We start from the raw sequence: 18475 nt of genomic DNA on the forward strand, positions 1-18475 counted from the left end.
ATTAACTTAATCCAACCTAACATCGAAATTTGCAAAATAACACCCAATATTATAAGTCTTCTTAGCCATCGAGGAAAGAAGGTTAAAAGCTTAACATACCATTCCAATAGCTTGTTCATAATTCCCTCCTACATAAAATTATATAGGAAAAAGGAGATACAATCCAAACCCAACAAGAATAATACCACCTACTATTTCACCGTATGTGCCAAGTATATTTTTGGCATGGCTACCAAGCAATAAACCCATCCAAGCCAGTAACATACTTATTAGTCCGAACAATAATATCGTAATAATTGTCTCTGCTCCGTAAATTCCAAGACTAAGACCTACTGAAAAACTATCTATACTGACACCAAATGCAAATACAAATAAACTAATTCCAATTGGAGCAGTTCTAGTCTCTTCCCCTTCTAAAATAGACGAATATACGATATAGAACCCTAGCCCAATTAATAAAGTAGCTCCTGCAAAATTTGCGACATCCCCATACCTCTCTGATAGAAAACGTCCTAGTACCATTCCGATAAATGGCATAATAATATGAAATATCCCAATCGTCATACCTATATAAAGGATTTGTCTTAACTTTAATGTTACCATCCCCATACCGAGGCTCACTGAAAATGCATCCATCCCCAGGGCAAATGCCATAATTATTAAAGGTATTAATTGTTCAAGTGTCATTCATATCCCCCCTCGGACGTGCTACTTCACAATATGCTTATCCGAGGAGAAATATTCTGTTTGCTAAAGGTACATTATCATTCAATAATAATCTGATGTCCCGCAGCTTTTGTTAAACGATTCATAATTGCATTTCCTATGCCTTCATTCGGGAATGATTCACTAAAAATAACATCTACTTCACTTGCATCAAACGTTCTAAGCACATCATATAACTTAGTCGCAACGCTGGCTAAATCGCTTCGCATACCACAAGACAATACAACATCTGCACTATACACATGCTGATACTCTTCTGTCGTTAATACACCTACTTTAAACCCTTCTTTCTTCTTCTCGTCCACAATACGTTGAATAAACTCACGGGACCCTTCAACAATACTAAGTGGCGCTTTCGGTGCATAATGTGTATATTTCATTCCAGGTGATTTCGGTTTTTCTTTCTCATCCTTTAAAGCTGGATCTAAAGAAACATTTCCTATCACTGCTTCTAATTGCTCCTTCGTAATCCCACCTGGACGTAAAATCGTGGGAACCTCGCTCGTACAATCAATTACAGTTGACTCAACGCCTACTCCTGTTGCCCCGCCATCAACAATACCAGCAATTTTCCCGTTTAAATCTTCATACACATGAGAAGCTAACGTTGGACTTGGGCGTCCTGAACGATTCGCACTTGGTGCCGCAACAGGCACGTTTGCCTCTTCAATAAGAGCGAGCGCTACTGGATGATCCGGCATCCTCACTCCGACTGTATTAAGTCCGGCCGTAACCCTCTCTGAAATCCCTTTTTTTCTCGGTAAAATGATTGTTAGTGGTCCTGGCCAAAAATGCTCCATTAACTTTTCTGCAACCGGCGGAATTTCTCTTACGATACCATCTAACTGAGATTTTGTTCCTATGTGGACAATCAGTGGATTATCGCTCGGTCTCCCTTTCGCTTCAAAAATTTTCGCTATCGCTTCATCATCCATTGCGTTTGCTCCTAACCCATATACCGTTTCCGTTGGGAAGGCCACCGCTTCATTTTCTCTTAATAATCTCGCTGCTTCTTTTAATTGTGGATAATATTTTTTTCTTTCCACAACATTATCCACAACCCACATATTTGTATGCATTTTTTCCCACGTCCTTTTCTACCATGAAATACTTGTCTATTTTTAGTTTACTATGAGATTTATCCAAAAGACAAACAAGGTTTATCCACAAAATGTGGATAAACCTTGTTAATCCGTGGATAACTTTGTGAATAGCTGACAATTTAGTATTATTGCATTTAGCTCTTTTATATTTTTACAAAAGTGTTCTAACTGTCGAATTTCCTCTGGCACTTCCTCTTTCTCTATACTGACAAAGTTAAAAAACTGAAAGATTGTCACAGATTGTGGATGATTTGTGAGTAAGTACAATTGTCGAATATCTTTTTCTTTCATATACTGCAAAAACATCTCAAAAAAATATAAGAAAGTCTGTTTATCCACATTAGGTGTGAATAAACAAGAACGGATAAGTGCATTTTCCCCACCTTGTTCATATCCAACTACCGCTCGTATTTCTCCCGCCTCTTCCAAGATCATAAATTGTGCGTACAACTCATTTATTTTATCATCTTTTTTATTAGCTTGTCCGAAAAAAGAATGCAATCTTTCTACATCTGCTTTCGTAGCAAAATACACGTTCTTCATAGTAAATCCCTCCTCAGTGATATATATGAGGAAGGATTTATTAATAGTACTATTTAGAGAATAAAGATGTAAAAGCTTCGACGATAAATAATTTAACCTCTGGTTTTTCTTCTTCCTCTTCTACTGTTACATACTCATTTTCCTTTTCTTGTTTTTGCTCCACAGGTTTTTCCACTTTTTCCACAGTTTTTGTTTCTACTTTTTTTACAGGCTGTTCTTCTACTTGCGTTTCATGTTTTACTACTTTCTTTTCCTGGGCTCTTACTTTTTCAGCTTTTTCCGGCTTTACTACTTTCGTTTCTTTCACCTTATCCACTTTCTTCTCCGGTACATCCACTACTTCCTCATCTGGTTGTCTCACCTGCTCCTCTTCAGGAGATTCAGCTTTCACAACATGTTCTTCTTTCCTTACAGCTGTACCACTTGAAAAATCTAAGAAACACATCGGTGGAAATAATACACACCACCAGTTTGCACCTTCACCTTTTCCAATTGTAATAAGTACCGCTTCATATTCTCCTGCCGGATAAATAAAATTCCCATATACCTTTGTAGGAAACTTCACATTCTTACCGAATTTCACTTGAAACGCCTCTTTACTTCCTTCTCTTTTCAGCGTATTCTCCACTGTCTTTTCAATTTCAGGAATATGATTTTGAATGACTTTTCGAGCTTCTTCAAATGACGTTAAATCCGCTACCCATCCATCAATTTGCGCTTTCACTTCATCACGTACTTTACGTTTTAATGCCTGATCTTTATCGGAATCACTATTAGCTAAAATACGTAATCGAACGGCCTCTTTCGGAATAACAGTAGGCCCTTTTGCATCAGCTTTCATATATCCAAACTGCACAAGTAACTGTGCACCAATTAATAATAAAAGAAAATAAGCAATAACTTGTTTTTTCATTTCCTCCACCGTCCCCTCTAGAAACAGTGTAGACAGAGTTACTTCTTTCTAAACTATTAAATTCAAAATCTATATAAATTTTCCCACAAAAAAATAGAGTAAGGTGTGAACCTTACTCCATCTCTGCAAATACCATACGATCTTTTCCATTAATATCAAATACAATTTCAACTTGAGCGCGCGGGAAAGTTTGCTGTAATAATGCTTTCACATCTTCACCTTGCCCTACACCAATTTCAAACGCCACAATCGCCTTTTTCTGTAATACATTCGGCAATTCCTCCATAAAACGACGATAGAAATCTAGTCCATCTTCCCCACCAACAAGCGCACGCTTCGGCTCATGCTCCTTCACAACAGTAGAAAGACCACGCCAATCTTCCTCAGGTATGTACGGGGGATTGGAAACAACAACATCTAACTTCTGACCTGTTTCATAAAACGGAGACAGTAAATCGCCGTGATAGAAAGTTACATCCGCCCCTAAAGTTTTTGCATTTTCTTTTGCAACTTCAATCGACTCCTGCGCGATATCTACTGTATACACATGAAGATTTTTATTTTCTAAAGCGAGCGTAATAGAAATCGCTCCACTACCTGTTCCAATATCCGCTATGTGAAGCTCCTCATTACCGAAATGGCGCTCAATTCTCTCTAGCACCCCAACTATAAGTTCCTCTGTTTCCGGTCTTGGTATCAATACCTCTTCATTTACAAAGAATGATCGGCCATAAAACATTTCATAACCGAGCATATATTGGATCGGAATACCTTCTACGTGCTTGTGGATAAATTGTGCAAAACTTTTCTCTTGTTCCGCAGTTATTTCTTCACGCATATTCATGAGCATTCCGGTTCTGTTCGTCTTTAATACATGACAAAGGACAATTTCTCCCGCATTTTCATCTCGTCCATTTTCCTGTAAAAAAGAAGAAGCCCATTTCAGGGCTTCATAGACACGCATTACTCAGCTGCCTCCATCTTTTGAGCCTGATCTTCCATCACTAAGGCATTGATGAAATCATCTAACTTACCTTGTAGGATTTGATCTAGCTTTTGAATCGTTAAACCGATTCGATGGTCTGTAACACGGTTTTGCGGGAAATTATACGTACGAATACGCTCTGAACGATCTCCGGTACCAACAGCTTGTTTACGGTTTTGATCATACTCAGCTTGCGCTTCTTGTCTAAACTTATCATAAACACGTGCGCGTAATACTTTCATCGCTTTTTCTTTATTCTTAATTTGTGATTTCTCATCCTGACAAGATACAACTACACCAGTCGGTAAATGTGTTAAACGTACCGCTGACATCGTTGTATTAACGCTTTGTCCACCAGGGCCACTAGAAGCAAACGTATCAACACGAACATCTTTTTCATGAATATTAATTTCTACTTCTTCTGCCTCTGGTAATACAGCTACAGTTGCTGTAGATGTATGAATACGTCCACCAGATTCCGTTTCAGGAACACGTTGTACACGGTGAGCACCATTCTCGAATTTCAGCTTAGCGAAAGCACCTTTACCGTTAATCATAAAGATAATCTCTTTATATCCACCTAACTCTGTATAGCTCGCTTCGATAATTTCAGTTTTCCAACCTTGCACCTCAGCATAACGGCTATACATACGATATAAATCACCAGCAAATAAAGCTGCCTCGTCACCACCAGCAGCGCCACGAACCTCAACGATAACGTTTTTATCATCGTTAGGGTCTTTTGGAACAAGTAAAATTTTCAGACGCTCTGATAATACTTTTTCTTGACCTTCTAACTCAGAAACCTCTTCTTTTACCATGTCACGCATATCAGCGTCTAACTTATCTTCTAACATTGCTTTTGCATCTCGTAATTGCTCACGAACATCTTTATACTCACGGTACACCTCTACCGTATCCTGAATATCAGATTGCTCTTTTGAATACTCACGAAGCTTATTTGTATCGCTAATAACCTCTGGGTCACTTAACAACTCATTCAACTTCTCATAACGATTTTCTACAGCTTGCAAACGATCTAACACACCATTCACCTCTACATCCTAGTATCTAATACAAATAGTATATGGTACTTAATCAAAAAAACGCAAATTATATTTAAAAGCGTAAGCGGCTTGCTCAGAATCGCAGGCCACTTCAAACTCTCGACCTTGAAGCGCTCTTTGCTTCGAGCGAGAGAGTGAAATGGCCGGAGATTCTAGCCGCTGGAGCTAGATAATATATTTAAAAGCGCAAGCGGCTCGCTCAGAAACGCAGGCCACCTCAAGCTCTCGACCTTGAAGCGCTCTTTGCTTCGAGCGAGAGAGCGAAATGACCGGAGATTCTAGCCGCTGGAACTAGATAATATTTAAAAGCGCAGGCGGCTCGCTCAGAATAGCTAAGGTTCTCTCGTACAAAAGGTGCTTTTCACCTTTAGTACGGAAGGTTCTTAGACACGAAGAGCTCGCCACCAATCTTCATCTATTTTCGAAAAAAACCCGCTCTACATAGCGAGTTTCATTTATCTTTGTTTTGTAGGTACTGCATGGCAATGACGACAACGTGGTTCATACGATTCTGAAGCCCCAACTAAAATAATTGGATCATCAAATGCCGCTGGTTCTCCATCGATTAAACGTTGCGTACGACTTGCAGGAGATCCACATTCAGAACAAACTGCCTGCAATTTAGTTACATGTTCAGCAATCGCCATCAGCTGAGGAACTTGTCCAAATGGTAGACCACGGAAATCTTGGTCTAATCCAGCTACAATGACACGATAGCCACGATTTGCCAATACTTGCACCACTTCCACAATGTCCCCATCAAAAAATTGTACCTCATCGATTGCAATAACATCCATTTCTTCTGTTACATGGTTAAATATATCTTTTGAAGCTGAAACAGGAACTGCTTTAACCTTTAATCCATTATGTGATACAACATCTTCTTCACTATAACGATTATCAATACATGGTTTAAATACAATCGCATGTTGTTTCGCAAATTGCGTACGTCGTATACGGCGGATGAGCTCTTCTGATTTTCCAGAAAACATACTCCCGCAAATCACTTCAATCCAACCATTTTGATTCATTAAGTACATTGAGCTCTCCTTTCATCTACTTTCCTAATCTAAAGTAGGGTAAAGGTTTAATATTTTCGCAAAAAAAACAGACAAGCGAATACATACACTTGCCTGTTTTATGTTCTTTATTACTTAATACCGTATTTCTTATTGAAGCGGTCAACACGTCCGTCTGCAGTAGCAAACTTCTGACGTCCAGTGTAGAATGGGTGAGAATCAGAACTGATCTCAATTTTTAGTAATGGATAAGTGTTACCATCTTCCCACTCAACAGTTTCGCTAGAGCCTTTTGTAGACCCGCTTAAGAATTTGAAGCCAGTGTTCGTGTCCATAAATACAACTTTATTGTAATTTGGATGGATTCCTGCTTTCATTCTTTTCATCTCCTTCCGCCCTGAATCATTTTCGAAACAGAGTTTTTCATCTTCAGCTGCTTACACAACTATATTGATGAAACACATATGATGAAATTATAACAAGGCTAACTCCATTTTGCAACTACCTGTTTTTGTCTTTTGAAAATTAAAAGCGCAAGCGGCTCGCTCAGAATCGCAGGACATTGGAGCTCTCGACCAAGAAGCGCTTTTTGCTTCGACCGAGAGAGCGAAATGGCCGGAGATTCTAGCCGCTGGAGCTGGATAAAAATTAAAAGTGGAGGCGGCTCGCTTAGCTCTGACTGGCTAAGGTTCTCTCGCACAAAAGGTGCTGTTTACCTTGAGTAGCGGAGGTTCTTAGACACGAAGAGCTAGCCGCCAGAACTGGATATCAATTAAAAGCGCAAGCGGCTCGCTCAGAATCGTAGGACACTTCAAGCTCTCGACCCAAATATGCTTTTCATCTCAAAAAAACAAAATTTTTTCCATATATTACTCTTTCTAATATTCCCTTAAAAACATAAAAAACTCGCTTACTACGAAATAAGCGAGTCCCAATCTTTTCCCTTTACTTAGTGGTTACATACCTTTTTGAGTCTGCAACAATATTTTGTAAAAATTCTTCATTTGTCTTTGTTTGACGAAGTTTACGTAAGAATCCTTCAACAAAGTCTGGTGTATCACGCATTGTTTTACGAATACCCCATAGTTTGTCTAAATGTTCTTTCGGAATTAATAGGTCTTCTTTACGCGTACCAGAGCGACGAATATCAATCGCTGGGAAGATACGGCGCTCAGCTAATGAGCGATCTAAGTGAAGTTCCATATTTCCAGTTCCTTTAAACTCCTCGTAAATTACATCATCCATACGAGACCCTGTATCAACAAGCGCTGTTGCTAAAATCGTTAAGCTACCGCCCTCTTCGATATTACGCGCAGCCCCGAAGAAACGCTTCGGTCTATGAAAAGCAGCTGGATCAATACCACCCGATAAGGTTCTACCACTCGGTGGAATAACAAGGTTGTAAGCACGCGCTAAACGGGTAATACTATCCATTAAAATGACAACGTCTCTTTTATGTTCTACAAGACGCATTGCACGCTCTAATACAAGCTCAGCTACTTTAATATGATTCTCTGGCACTTCATCAAAAGTAGAACTTACAACATCACCTTTAACAGAACGTTCAATATCTGTTACTTCCTCTGGACGCTCATCAATTAAAAGTACAATTAATTCTGCTTCCGGATGATTTGTTGTGACACTGTGTGCAATTTCTTTTAACAGACTTGTTTTACCAGCCTTTGGAGGCGCAACAATTAAACCACGTTGTCCAAATCCAACTGGTGCGATTAAATCCATGATGCGTGTCGGTAACTTTTTCGTTTCCGTCTCCAATTTCATTTGGCGATCTGGGTATAACGGTGTTAATGCAGGGAAATGTACACGCTCTTTTGCTGAGTCTGGATCATCTCCATTTACAGCTTCAACTTGTAGCAATCCAAAATAGCGCTCATTTTCTTTCGGAGGTCGTACTTTACCAGAAACCTTATCTCCATTACGTAAATCGAAACGACGAATTTGCGAAGCCGAGATATAAATATCTTCTGAGCTTGGAGAATAATTGATAGGACGTAAGAATCCAAATCCTTCTGATTGAATAATTTCTAATACGCCTTCCATGAAAAAGAAACCTTCTTTTTCTGCTCGAGCTTTTAAGATAGAGAAGATTAGCTCTCTTTTCGTTAACTTGCTGTAATACGAAATCTTAAATTCCTTCGCAAGCTCGTATAACTCTTTTAATTTCATGTTTTCTAATGCTGCAATTGACAAATTCATTCAGACACCACACTTTAACGTTTTTCTCTTTTCACATGGGTAAAGGGGAAAAATACGGAAGGCAAATAAATAATAATGAAAGGCAATAAGTTCAAGTAGGGTAATATTCACTATTGTAACCCTTTTATCTAGTTTTAATCAATACGTTGAAACACAAATACAAGAAGCGAAGACAAGAAAATTTATCTTCGCTTTTCATATTTCTTTCTTTTTTCTACTCGCCTGATTTTAAGGCAGAATAGATACGGCATTTTTTCTTTTATTTAATCCAGCTTCAGCGGCTAGAATCTCCGGGCATTTCACCCCTTCCTGTGAGGCAAAAAGCGCCTCTTCGTCAGGAGTTTGAAGTGTCCTGCCATTCTGAACGAGCCGCTTGCACTTTTTATTTAATCCAGTTCCAGCAGCTAGAATCTCCGGTCATTTCGCTCTCTCGCTCGAAGCAAAAAGCGCTTCAAGGTCGAGAGCTCCAATGCCCTGCGATTCTGAACGAGCTGCTTCCACTTTTTACTTAATAACCAAATTCGGTTTTTTATTTAAGCTATGGCGGCCGTCTACGAAGCGTACTGTGCCTGATTTCGCACGCATAACAAGGGATTGTGTTGTTCCGACGCTACCTTTAAATTGAACGCCTCGTAATAGTTCTCCGTCTGTTACACCTGTTGCTGCAAAGATTGCATCGTCACCTTTTACTAAGTCTTCCATACGAAGGATACGATTGATATCTTCAATACCCATTTTTTTGCAACGCGCTAATTCAGCTTCGTTTTGAGGTAAGAGCTTCCCGTGAATTTCTCCACCTAAGCATTTTAATGCAACCGCAGCTAATACACCTTCAGGTGCTCCACCAGAACCGAATAGAATATCTACACCGGTACGGTCAAATGCTGTATTGATTGCTCCAGCTACATCTCCATCGTTAATTAATTTAATACGAGCACCAGCTTTACGAATTTCTTCGATAATTGCTTGATGACGTGGACGGTTTAAAACTGTCGCTACAACATCTTCGATATCTTTATTTTTCGCTTTCGCAACTGCACGTAAATTGTCGATAATAGGTGCGTCAATATCAACTGCACCAACCGCTTCTGGACCAACCGCTATTTTATCCATGTACATGTCAGGAGCATGTAACAAATTGCCGTGATCTGCAATTGCAATAACAGCAAGCGCATTCCAGCCGCCAGCCGCTACGATATTGGTCCCTTCTAAAGGATCAACTGCAACGTCTACGCGTGGTCCATATCCTGTACCCAATTTCTCTCCGATATATAGCATTGGCGCTTCATCCATTTCACCTTCGCCAATTACAACTGTACCTTTCATCGGAATTGTATCAAATACATCACGCATAGCTGATGTTGCTGCACCATCTGCCTCATCTTTTTTTCCGAGCCCCATCCAACGCGCTGATGATAATGCTGCAGCCTCTGTTACACGTACTAACTCCATAGATAAACTTCTTTCCACGATAATCCCTCTCCTTTAAGTCTTTATATTTCTGCCGTATTTTGTGAACCGTATTTTTCTATAAAGTGCACTTCCGTTAGTAGTGATTCTTCGCTCCCCATTAACGGAAGTATCACCACCTTATCCCGATTGGTGAGGGCTAATAATCAGTATGGGATATCCCATACTGATTAAAGTTTCACTTTATGCATTCTTCATTTCTTCAATTTCTTGCTTTGTCATTTGTTCTCGCCAAATGTTTGCACCAAGCCCTTTAAGCTTGTCTACTATATTTTCGTAACCTCGATCAATATGCTCAAGTCCCGTTACTTCCGTAATACCATCTGCCATTAAACCCGCAATAACAAGGGACGCACCAGCTCGTAAGTCACTCGCTTTCACCTTCGCACCTTGTAATAAAACAGGTCCAGTCACAATTGCTGAACGGCCTTCTACTTTAATTTGCGCGTTCATACGGCGCAATTCATCAATATGCTTGAAACGTGCGCTGTAAATTGTATCAGTTACAACTCCTGTTCCATGCGCTTTTGTTAAAAGCGTTGTAAACGGCTGTTGTAAATCTGTTGGAAACCCTGGATATACAAGCGTTTTTACATCAACTACTTTTAAACTTCTATTGCCATTCACTGTAATTTGGTCATCGTTCGTTTCAACTTGAACACCAGCTTCTCTTAGCTTTGCAGTAACGGATTCTAAATGCTGAGGAATAACATTATCAACTGTTACTTCTCCTCCTGACGCTGCCCCTAAAATCATATACGTACCAGCTTCAATACGATCTGGAATGATAGTGTGGTGACAACCGTGTAAAAAATCCACACCATCAATTCGGATTACATCTGTACCAGCACCTTTAATACGTGCTCCCATACTCGTTAACAATGTAGCTACATCAATAATCTCTGGTTCTTTTGCTGCATTTTCAATAACCGTTCTACCTTTCGCTCGTACAGCCGCTAGCATAATATTAATTGTCGCTCCTACACTAACAACATCTAAATAAATACGTGCCCCGCGTAGTTCATCTGCTCTTAAATAAATAGCACCTTGTTCATTTGTAACATGTGCCCCTAACGCTTCAAACCCTTTAATATGCTGATCAATCGGTCGTGGCCCTAAATGACATCCACCTGGAAGCCCAATAACAGCTTTTTTAAAACGGCCAAGCATTGCACCCATTAAATAATAAGAGGCGCGCAATTTTTTCACTTTTCCATTTGGTAAAGGCATCGCAACCATGTTAGAAGGATCGACTACCATCTCTTCTTCCTGCCCATAAGTTACTTTCCCTCCAATTTCCTCTAGTAAGTCTCCTAATATTTTCACGTCCGAAATATTAGGAACGCCACCGATAGTTACTGGAGTATCTGCTAAAATTGTCGCTGGAATTAGCGCAACAGCACTGTTCTTTGCACCACTCACGCGAATTGTTCCATTTAAAGCTCTTCCGCCTTCAATTAGCAACTTTTCCATATTGAGCTCCCTTCTTGTGAATGTATTTATCTTCTACTCCTTTATAAGAAAAAGTAGAAGATTTCCCCTTAAGAATCTCAATCACTCTTTCCATCCTGAAACCCAATAAGTAGAAAACCATCACCTGTAGCTCCCCTGCTGTACAAATAGATGAAGATTAACTATTCATCGAATCAAATTCCTCAATTCAGATACTTACCACATTTATTAATAGGACTATGCACATTATTTTCTATATTTGTAAACTAAAAATTTACTTTATAAAATCTTTAGACTTGTTCACGCTTTCATTATACAACGAAAGGAAACCGTCTAAAAGACTAGACGGTTTCCAAAACGGAATTTTATTCTTACGCTTTACCGTTAGAACCGAACTCACGCATTTTACCAGCAACAGTTGCTTTAATAGCGTCGCGGCCAGGTCCAATATATTTACGAGGATCGTAAACTTCTTGGTCTTTGTTTAATGCTTCACGAACAGCTTTTGTAAACTCAATTTGGTTCTCAGTGTTTACGTTAATTTTTGAAGTACCTAAAGAAATAGCTTTTACGATATCAGCAGTTGGGATACCAGTACCACCGTGTAATACTAAAGGTACGCCAGTGAAGTCGCGAACTTGTTCCATTTCAGCGAATCCTAAGTTAGGCTCACCTTTGTAAGGACCGTGTACAGAACCTAAAGCTGGAGCTAGGCAATCGATACCTGTTGCTTCAACAAGGTGTTTACACTCTTCAGGATTAGCGTAGATAACGCCTTCAGCGATGATGTCATCTTCTTGTCCGCCAACTGTACCAAGCTCAGCTTCTACAGATACGTTACGAGCATGTGCGTATTCTACCACTTTTTTAGTAGTTTCAACGTTCTCATCGAATGGGTGGTGAGAAGCGTCGATCATTACAGATGTGAAACCTGCATCGATTGCTTCTTTACATTTTTCGAAGCTTGAACCATGATCAAGGTGAATCGCTACAGGAACAGAAATGTTCATTTCTTCGATTAAAGCTTTAACCATAGCTACAACTGTTTTGAAACCAGTCATATGACGAGCTGCACCCTCAGATACACCTAAGATTACAGGAGATTTTTCTTCTTCCGCAGCAGCTAAGATAGCTTGAGTCCACTCTAAGTTGTTCATGTTGAATTGACCAACTGCGTATTTTCCTTCTAGTGCTGTGTTTAGCATTTCTTTCATAGAAACTAAAGGCATGGTGAATCCTCCTAAAAAACGTTTTTTGTATCCGATAAATTCTTATCGCTGGTAGTATGACCAGAATAAGGTAAAATATGTATATTTACATACCGGACTTCTTTCTACACTCAATAGGATAACAACTTGTACTCAAAAACTCAACTGTATTCACCTGCTCAATAGTCCATGTAAACGCTTTTTTCCATATTTTTTATAAAAAATTCATTTTTTACGCCTCTACAGCAAGCTGATCTCTCACTGCTTGACGAATCTCATCAATATCAAACGGTTTAGCAAAGTGCATTAAAGCTCCTAAATCTTTCGCTTCTTGAATCATATCCAATTCTCCATAAGCAGTCATTAAAATCACTTTAATACTCTCATCAATTTCTTTTACATGTTTTAAAATCTCTATACCATCCATACCTGGGATTTTCATATCTAACACTACTAAATCTGGATTATCTTTTTTCACGATATCTAAAGCTTGAAATCCATTCGCTGCTTGGAACGTCTGATAACCTTCTTTTTGGAACACTTCATGCAATAAAACACGAATGCCATATTGATCATCAACGATTAAAATTTTCCCTTCCATAACTCCCAACCTTTCTGTGTAAGTACAAGATTTAAAGCTTCTTATATCTTATCGGTTTATTTTCGCTACTCTTTGCCAAATCCCTTCCTATTCTTTCTTATTTTACCGTTTCCTATTTTGTTATGCCACCCTACTATTTCCCCTTTCCAAAAAAAATAAGCTATAATGAGAACCAGCTAACACGAAAGAAAGGAGCAACAACATGTTAAAAATTTTCTCGACTCAATTAAGTGGATATTTCTCCAGACTCTCTCAAAAAGAAGAAATGAATATAGAAGATAGCGCTCGTCTACTTGCCCAGGCCTTAATTGGTGACGGCTTCATTTACTTGCATGGTACAAACGAAATGGAGGGTATTGTTTCAGAAGCATTATTTGGCGCCGAACCAATGAAACAAGCAAAACGTTTAATAGAAAACGGTGAACTGGCGGCAGTGACTTCTGCGGACCGCGTACTTCTTATTAGTCGTTTTTCGACAGATGATGAAATTATAACAACCGCGAAAAAACTTCATGAAGACGGCCAATCTATCGTTGGAATCTCGGCTATTCAAGAAGGTGCTGAATCACTGGAACAATATACAGATGTACATATTGATACAAAGCTGTTAAAAGGTCTTATTCCAGATGATGAAGGTAACCGCTACGGGTTCCCAAGTTTAATTATAACTTTATTTGCTTATCACGGATTGAAATTTACAATTGATGAAATGTTAAACGAATATTAAAAAAAGCGCCCTATTTCAGGCGCTTTTTTTTATTACTTGCTCTCTTTATTCGTAATAGAAGCACTTACGAAATCATGGAACAATGGTTGCGGACGGTTTGGACGAGATACAAGTTCTGGATGGAACTGTGCTGCCACAAACCAAGGATGATCTTGTAATTCAATAATTTCCACTAGACGACCGTCTGGGCTTGTACCAGAGAATACAAATCCTTCTTTTTCCATATCTGGACGGAATTGATTATTGAACTCATAACGATGACGATGACGCTCATATATAACCGGCTCGTTGTAAGCATTGTAAGCATTTGTTTCTTCAGCAAGCTTACATGGGTATAGACCAAGGCGAAGTGTACCACCTAAATCTTCTACATCTTTTTGTTCTGGTAATAAATCGATAATTGCATAAGGTGTGTCAGGATTAATTTCAGAAGAGTTAGCTCCTTCTAATCCTAATACGTTACGTGCAAATTCGATTGATGCAAGTTGCATACCTAGGCAAATTCCTAAGAATGGAACTTTGTTTTCACGAGCATATTGAATTGCAACGATTTTACCTTCTACACCACGATCGCCGAAGCCACCTGGTACAAGGATACCATCTGTGTCGCCAACTAATTCTTTTACGTTCTCTGCTGTTACGTGCTCAGCGTTTACCCATTTCACTTCTACATCTGTGTCGAATGAATAACCTGCATGACGAAGTGCTTCTACAACAGAAATGTATGCATCTTGAAGCTCTACGTATTTACCAACAAGAGCGATTTTTGTTTTCTTAGAAAGGTTACGTACTTTATTAACTAGCGCAGTCCACTCTGTCATATCTGCAGCTGGATTGTCTAATTTCAAGTGATCGCAAACGATTTGGTCCATGTTTTGTTCTTGAAGAGATAATGGAACCGCATATAAAGTATCTGCATCGCGTGCTTCGATAACTGCTTTTGTATCGATGTCACAGAATAATGCAATCTTGTCTTTCATGTCCTGAGAAACAGGTAGTTCTGTACGAACAACGATAATGTTCGGCTGAATACCTAAGCTGCGAAGCTCTTTAACGCTATGTTGCGTTGGTTTTGTTTTCATTTCACCCGCTGCTTTTAAATACGGGATTAACGTACAGTGAATGTACATTACATTGTCACGACCGATGTCGCTCTTAATTTGACGAATTGCTTCTAAGAATGGTAGAGACTCGATATCACCAACAGTTCCACCGATTTCTGTAATAACAACGTCGGCGTTTGTTTCGCGACCAGAACGATATACACGTTCTTTAATTTCGTTAGTAATGTGAGGAATAACTTGAACTGTTCCTCCTAAATATTCACCACGACGCTCTTTTTGAAGAACTGAAGAGTAAATTTTACCTGTTGTTACGTTGCTGTATTTATTTAAGTTGATGTCGATAAAACGCTCATAGTGACCTAGGTCTAAGTCCGTTTCTGCACCATCATCTGTTACGAATACCTCACCGTGTTGGTATGGGCTCATAGTCCCTGGGTCTACGTTAATGTATGGATCAAACTTTTGAATAGTTACGTTTAAACCACGATTTTTTAAAAGTCTTCCAAGAGATGCTGCTGTAATACCTTTACCTAAAGACGATACTACACCGCCTGTTACAAAAATATACTTAGTCATGAAAATACTCCCTTCTACTTCGTTGTTATATAATCACCGTTGCAAAGCGCAACGTATGTAGATAACACTGTATCTATCTTATTGTTAGGCTCTTTTTATTTTCTAAACAAAAAACAAAAAAGAAAATTGCTCCCCTCATCACATAAAGTAATAAGTAGGGAGCAATTTTCTTTTATATTTACACTTTAAAAGTATTATCGTCCTTTTTTAAAGAGCCCAAAAATGATTCTACATGGACGATAATGAAAAGTCAAGAACTAACGCTCTTCCTCTTCTTCTTCTTCTTCAGTTTCATCGTACTCAAGTTCTTCTTCAGCGAAGTCTTCATCATCAAGATCATCATCTTCTTTTTCATCATCTGCGTCTTCTTCTTCAAGAACCTTGTCCAAATCTTCTACATCTTCTTCTTGGTCTGCATTTAATTCATCTTCATCTTCTTCGATGTAGTCGTCAAAACCGTCCTCTTCAACTTTACGTTTCTTCTTCGGTTTTGGCTGAGGCAGAATTTCTTCATCAATTTGCTCATATGGGTACCAGCTACGTAGCCCCCAACGATTTTCTCCTAAATTAATGAAACGTCCATCGATGTTTAAATCTGTATAAAATTGTGCGAGTTTCGTATTAACTTGCCCTTGAGATAGTCCCAGCACTTGAGCGATTTCTTGAACCAACTCGTTGAATGTCGTTGCTTGTCTTTTATTCCCTAAAACACTATGTACAACTTCAATCATTGAACATTCTTTTAGCTCTTCTGGTGAATATTGCTTAAAACCCACTTATGCGGCACTTCCTTTCTTCAAATATAAACTTATATATAACGGTCTGCTTAAAAAAATCCATACTATTCATTATAAACAAAAGTCGCACAAATATGCTACAAAAAAAACGGGAAACTTTTATCCCGCATTAACGGGCAGTAAAAGCCCGATTGGTGAAGGCTAATAAAATTATAATTTGTCCATTCCTTATTTCGGAAACATATGCGCGCCTTGCAGTACATACCTAATTTGCATTTCAGTATATTCTTCGAGCGTATACAGTTTTTGCAGGGCCCAACGTCTAAATCCCCACATTTGTCCTTGTATGAAAATATTATGTGCAAGAAGCTGTATTTCCTTTTTATTTAGTGTAAATGTCCCATTTTCCGTACACTGCTCTAAAATATTCTCAAACATCCCGACCATTTGAAACTCTTTTTCTAATACATATGGGAGTGATTCTTTCGGTAAAAAACGTACCTCTTGATACATAATTAATACTTCTTCTTGCAATTCATCCATCACTTTAAAATAATTCGTTATCGCTATCTTTAAGCTTTCTATACTTCCCTTCTCTGTACACACTACTTTCTCTAACCGCTCTTTTACATGTTCATAAATACTATCACAAACTAAATATAATACATCATCTTTTGTGCGAATGTATTCATAAAGTGTTCCGATACTAAATCCAGCCGCTTTCGCAATTTCTCTCGTTGTTGTACGCGGGAATCCTTTTTGCTTAAACAGCTGCACCGCACCTTTAATCATTTGTTCACGCCTTAACGCAACTAATTTTTCATCTTTCACTGACGCATGTACATTATGTTTAACCATCCCTTCACCTCTCTCTATTATTTTTGGAAGTAAAAAGCGTAGGAAAATACCTACGCTTTCGTTCCTACTTCGTTAACATACGAGAAATTACAAGCCTTTGAATCTCTTGTGTTCCCTCATATATTTGGGTAATCTTTGCATCGCGCATATAACGCTCTACTGGATAATCTTTCGTATAACCATAACCACCAAATACTTGTACTGCTTCAGTCGTTACTTTCATCGCTGTATCACCTGCAAATACTTTTGACATCGCTGATTCTTTCCCGTACGGAAGCCCTTCAGATTCAAGCCAGGCCGCTTGATATGTTAAAAGACGCGCTGCCTCTACATCCGTTGCCATATCTGCAAGTTTAAAGCCAATTCCTTGTTGCGCCGCAATTGGCTTCCCAAACTGATGACGTTCTCTTGCATATTCTACAGAAGCATCTAAAGCAGATTGTGCAATCCCAACCGCTTGCGCCGCAATACCATTACGACCACCATCTAACGTTTGCATCGCAACTTTAAATCCTTGGCCCTCTTCCCCTAGCAGATTATCTACAGGAATACGGCAGTCTTCAAACATAATTTCAGTCGTTGGCGAAGAGCGAATTCCTAACTTGCTTTCCTTCTTCCCAACTGAAAACCCTAGCGTATCACTCTCCACAATAAATGCACTCGTGCCGCGCTGCTTCGAATCAGGATCTGTTAATGCAAAAACAACATAAATATCAGCAATGCCGCCATTTGTAATAAAGATTTTCGAACCATTTAAAATGTAATGGTCTCCATCTCGTTTTGCAGTCGTCCTCATTCCACCAGCATCTGATCCAGAGCTTGGTTCTGTTAAGCCATATGCACCAATTTTCTTCCCTTCAGCCATTGGGCGCAAAAACTTTTGTTTTTGCTCTTCCGTTCCAAATTTAAAAATCGGCCATCCAGCAAGTGAAGTATGCGCAGACAACGTTACACCTGTAGAAGCACAGACGCGGGATAATTCTTCAACGGCAATTACATACGCCAAGTAATCGCTTCCAATTCCGCCGTATTCTTCAGGCCACGGAATACCGGTCAAACCAAGCTCTGCCATTTGATCGAATAAAGCGCGATCAAATCGCTCTTCCTCATCACGCTCTGCTGCTGTCGGTGCTACTTCATTCCTTGCAAAATCCCGAACCATTTTCCTTATCATTTCATGTTCTTCTGATAATTTAAAATGCATTCCCG

General features: G+C 39.1%; 18 protein-coding genes. 1 reads left to right on the forward strand and 17 read right to left on the reverse strand.

Features of this window, described 5'->3' with window-relative positions:
• Positions 1-138: 138 nt before the first annotated feature.
• The 13 genes from MKX77_RS25850 to spo0F all read right to left on the reverse strand — a co-directional run bounded on the left by MKX77_RS25850 (position 139) and on the right by spo0F (position 13304).
• Positions 139-687: a manganese efflux pump MntP gene (locus tag MKX77_RS25850; protein WP_341308168.1), complete on the reverse strand. Its 549-nt coding sequence runs from the start codon at positions 685-687 to the stop codon at positions 139-141.
• Between the two features lie 77 nt (positions 688-764).
• Positions 765-1805 carry an L-threonylcarbamoyladenylate synthase gene (locus MKX77_RS25855; RefSeq protein WP_341308169.1) on the reverse strand — a complete coding sequence of 347 codons (1041 nt, stop codon included), beginning with the start codon at positions 1803-1805 and terminating at the stop codon, positions 765-767.
• 108 nt (positions 1806-1913) lie between these two features.
• Positions 1914-2372, reverse strand: a complete 459-nt coding sequence (locus MKX77_RS25860; protein WP_341308170.1) for a mechanosensitive ion channel protein — start codon at positions 2370-2372, stop codon at positions 1914-1916.
• Positions 2373-2421: 49 nt separating this feature from the next.
• Positions 2422-3285: a stage II sporulation protein R gene (gene spoIIR, locus MKX77_RS25865; protein WP_341308171.1), complete on the reverse strand. Its 864-nt coding sequence runs from the start codon at positions 3283-3285 to the stop codon at positions 2422-2424.
• Positions 3286-3397: 112 nt separating this feature from the next.
• Entirely contained in the window at positions 3398-4249 is an 852-nt protein-coding gene (gene prmC, locus MKX77_RS25870; RefSeq protein WP_215554817.1) for a peptide chain release factor N(5)-glutamine methyltransferase, read from the reverse strand.
• The gene (gene prfA / locus MKX77_RS25875; RefSeq protein WP_215556654.1) at positions 4249-5316 is read right to left on the reverse strand and encodes a peptide chain release factor 1; all 1068 of its coding nucleotides are present in this window, start codon (positions 5314-5316) and stop codon (positions 4249-4251) included. The genes prmC and prfA overlap by 1 nt, the downstream gene beginning before the upstream one ends.
• A 476-nt stretch (positions 5317-5792) precedes the next feature.
• Positions 5793-6377: a thymidine kinase gene (locus MKX77_RS25880; RefSeq protein ID WP_002016305.1), complete on the reverse strand. Its 585-nt coding sequence runs from the start codon at positions 6375-6377 to the stop codon at positions 5793-5795.
• A gap of 110 nt (positions 6378-6487) precedes the next feature.
• A complete protein-coding gene (locus tag MKX77_RS25885; RefSeq protein WP_000643447.1) occupies positions 6488-6733 on the reverse strand; it encodes a type B 50S ribosomal protein L31 in 246 nt (81 codons plus the stop codon).
• Between the two features lie 568 nt (positions 6734-7301).
• Positions 7302-8573, reverse strand: coding sequence for a transcription termination factor Rho (gene rho, locus MKX77_RS25890; protein WP_215554818.1), 1272 nt, complete (start codon positions 8571-8573; stop codon positions 7302-7304).
• A 504-nt stretch (positions 8574-9077) separates the two neighbouring features.
• Complete coding sequence (glpX, locus tag MKX77_RS25895) at positions 9078-10043, reverse strand: class II fructose-bisphosphatase (protein ID WP_002113062.1); 966 nt, start codon at positions 10041-10043, stop codon at positions 9078-9080.
• A gap of 183 nt (positions 10044-10226) precedes the next feature.
• Positions 10227-11516, reverse strand: coding sequence for a UDP-N-acetylglucosamine 1-carboxyvinyltransferase (gene murA / locus MKX77_RS25900; protein WP_215554819.1), 1290 nt, complete (start codon positions 11514-11516; stop codon positions 10227-10229).
• 350 nt (positions 11517-11866) lie between these two features.
• Positions 11867-12724 (reverse strand): class II fructose-bisphosphate aldolase, encoded by an 858-nt coding sequence (locus tag MKX77_RS25905; RefSeq protein WP_002159768.1) that lies wholly within the window; start codon positions 12722-12724, stop codon positions 11867-11869.
• A gap of 211 nt (positions 12725-12935) precedes the next feature.
• On the reverse strand, positions 12936-13304 hold the full coding sequence (spo0F, locus tag MKX77_RS25910; RefSeq protein ID WP_000398592.1) for a sporulation initiation phosphotransferase Spo0F: 369 nt from the start codon (positions 13302-13304) through the stop codon (positions 12936-12938).
• Positions 13305-13506: 202 nt separating this feature from the next.
• Here spo0F and MKX77_RS25915 point away from each other — a divergent pair, with 202 nt between their 5' ends.
• Positions 13507-14031, forward strand: a complete 525-nt coding sequence (locus tag MKX77_RS25915) for a DUF2529 domain-containing protein (RefSeq protein ID WP_341308172.1) — start codon at positions 13507-13509, stop codon at positions 14029-14031.
• 32 nt (positions 14032-14063) lie between these two features.
• On the opposite strand, the gene pyrG is transcribed toward MKX77_RS25915, so the two are convergent.
• The 4 genes from pyrG to acdA all read right to left on the reverse strand — a co-directional run bounded on the left by pyrG (position 14064) and on the right by acdA (position 18470).
• Positions 14064-15671 carry a CTP synthase gene (gene pyrG / locus MKX77_RS25920; RefSeq protein WP_215554821.1) on the reverse strand — a complete coding sequence of 536 codons (1608 nt, stop codon included), beginning with the start codon at positions 15669-15671 and terminating at the stop codon, positions 14064-14066.
• 257 nt (positions 15672-15928) lie between these two features.
• Positions 15929-16447 carry a DNA-directed RNA polymerase subunit delta gene (gene rpoE, locus MKX77_RS25925; RefSeq protein ID WP_215554822.1) on the reverse strand — a complete coding sequence of 173 codons (519 nt, stop codon included), beginning with the start codon at positions 16445-16447 and terminating at the stop codon, positions 15929-15931.
• Positions 16448-16636: 189 nt separating this feature from the next.
• Complete coding sequence (locus MKX77_RS25930; protein WP_002159764.1) at positions 16637-17266, reverse strand: TetR/AcrR family transcriptional regulator; 630 nt, start codon at positions 17264-17266, stop codon at positions 16637-16639.
• A 64-nt stretch (positions 17267-17330) separates the two neighbouring features.
• The gene (acdA, locus tag MKX77_RS25935; protein WP_341308173.1) at positions 17331-18470 is read right to left on the reverse strand and encodes an acyl-CoA dehydrogenase AcdA; all 1140 of its coding nucleotides are present in this window, start codon (positions 18468-18470) and stop codon (positions 17331-17333) included.
• Positions 18471-18475 lie beyond the last annotated feature (5 nt).

The organism is Bacillus sp. FSL R9-9410, assembly GCF_038050385.1.
Classification (GTDB): Bacteria; Bacillota; Bacilli; order Bacillales; family Bacillaceae_G; genus Bacillus_A; species Bacillus_A cereus_U.

Excerpts from the sequence above, each read along its gene's own strand:
- MKX77_RS25885 (WP_000643447.1), bottom strand. The coding sequence starts at position 6,733 with ATGAAAGCAGGAATCCATCCAAATTACAATAAAGTTGTATTTATGGAC.
- MKX77_RS25860 (WP_341308170.1), bottom strand. The coding sequence starts at position 2,372 with ATGAAGAACGTGTATTTTGCTACGAAAGCAGATGTAGAAAGATTGCAT.
- spo0F (WP_000398592.1), bottom strand. The coding sequence starts at position 13,304 with ATGGAAGGGAAAATTTTAATCGTTGATGATCAATATGGCATTCGTGTT.
- MKX77_RS25930 (WP_002159764.1), bottom strand. The coding sequence starts at position 17,266 with ATGGTTAAACATAATGTACATGCGTCAGTGAAAGATGAAAAATTAGTT.
- MKX77_RS25905 (WP_002159768.1), bottom strand. The coding sequence starts at position 12,724 with ATGCCTTTAGTTTCTATGAAAGAAATGCTAAACACAGCACTAGAAGGA.
- MKX77_RS25915 (WP_341308172.1), top strand. The coding sequence starts at position 13,507 with ATGTTAAAAATTTTCTCGACTCAATTAAGTGGATATTTCTCCAGACTC.
- rho (WP_215554818.1), bottom strand. The coding sequence starts at position 8,573 with ATGAATTTGTCAATTGCAGCATTAGAAAACATGAAATTAAAAGAGTTA.
- MKX77_RS25855 (WP_341308169.1), bottom strand. The coding sequence starts at position 1,805 with ATGCATACAAATATGTGGGTTGTGGATAATGTTGTGGAAAGAAAAAAA.
- MKX77_RS25880 (WP_002016305.1), bottom strand. The coding sequence starts at position 6,377 with ATGTACTTAATGAATCAAAATGGTTGGATTGAAGTGATTTGCGGGAGT.
- murA (WP_215554819.1), bottom strand. The coding sequence starts at position 11,516 with ATGGAAAAGTTGCTAATTGAAGGCGGAAGAGCTTTAAATGGAACAATT.
- MKX77_RS25850 (WP_341308168.1), bottom strand. The coding sequence starts at position 687 with ATGACACTTGAACAATTAATACCTTTAATAATTATGGCATTTGCCCTG.
- spoIIR (WP_341308171.1), bottom strand. The coding sequence starts at position 3,285 with ATGAAAAAACAAGTTATTGCTTATTTTCTTTTATTATTAATTGGTGCA.
- acdA (WP_341308173.1), bottom strand. The coding sequence starts at position 18,470 with ATGCATTTTAAATTATCAGAAGAACATGAAATGATAAGGAAAATGGTT.
- prmC (WP_215554817.1), bottom strand. The coding sequence starts at position 4,249 with ATGCGTGTCTATGAAGCCCTGAAATGGGCTTCTTCTTTTTTACAGGAA.
- pyrG (WP_215554821.1), bottom strand. The coding sequence starts at position 15,671 with ATGACTAAGTATATTTTTGTAACAGGCGGTGTAGTATCGTCTTTAGGT.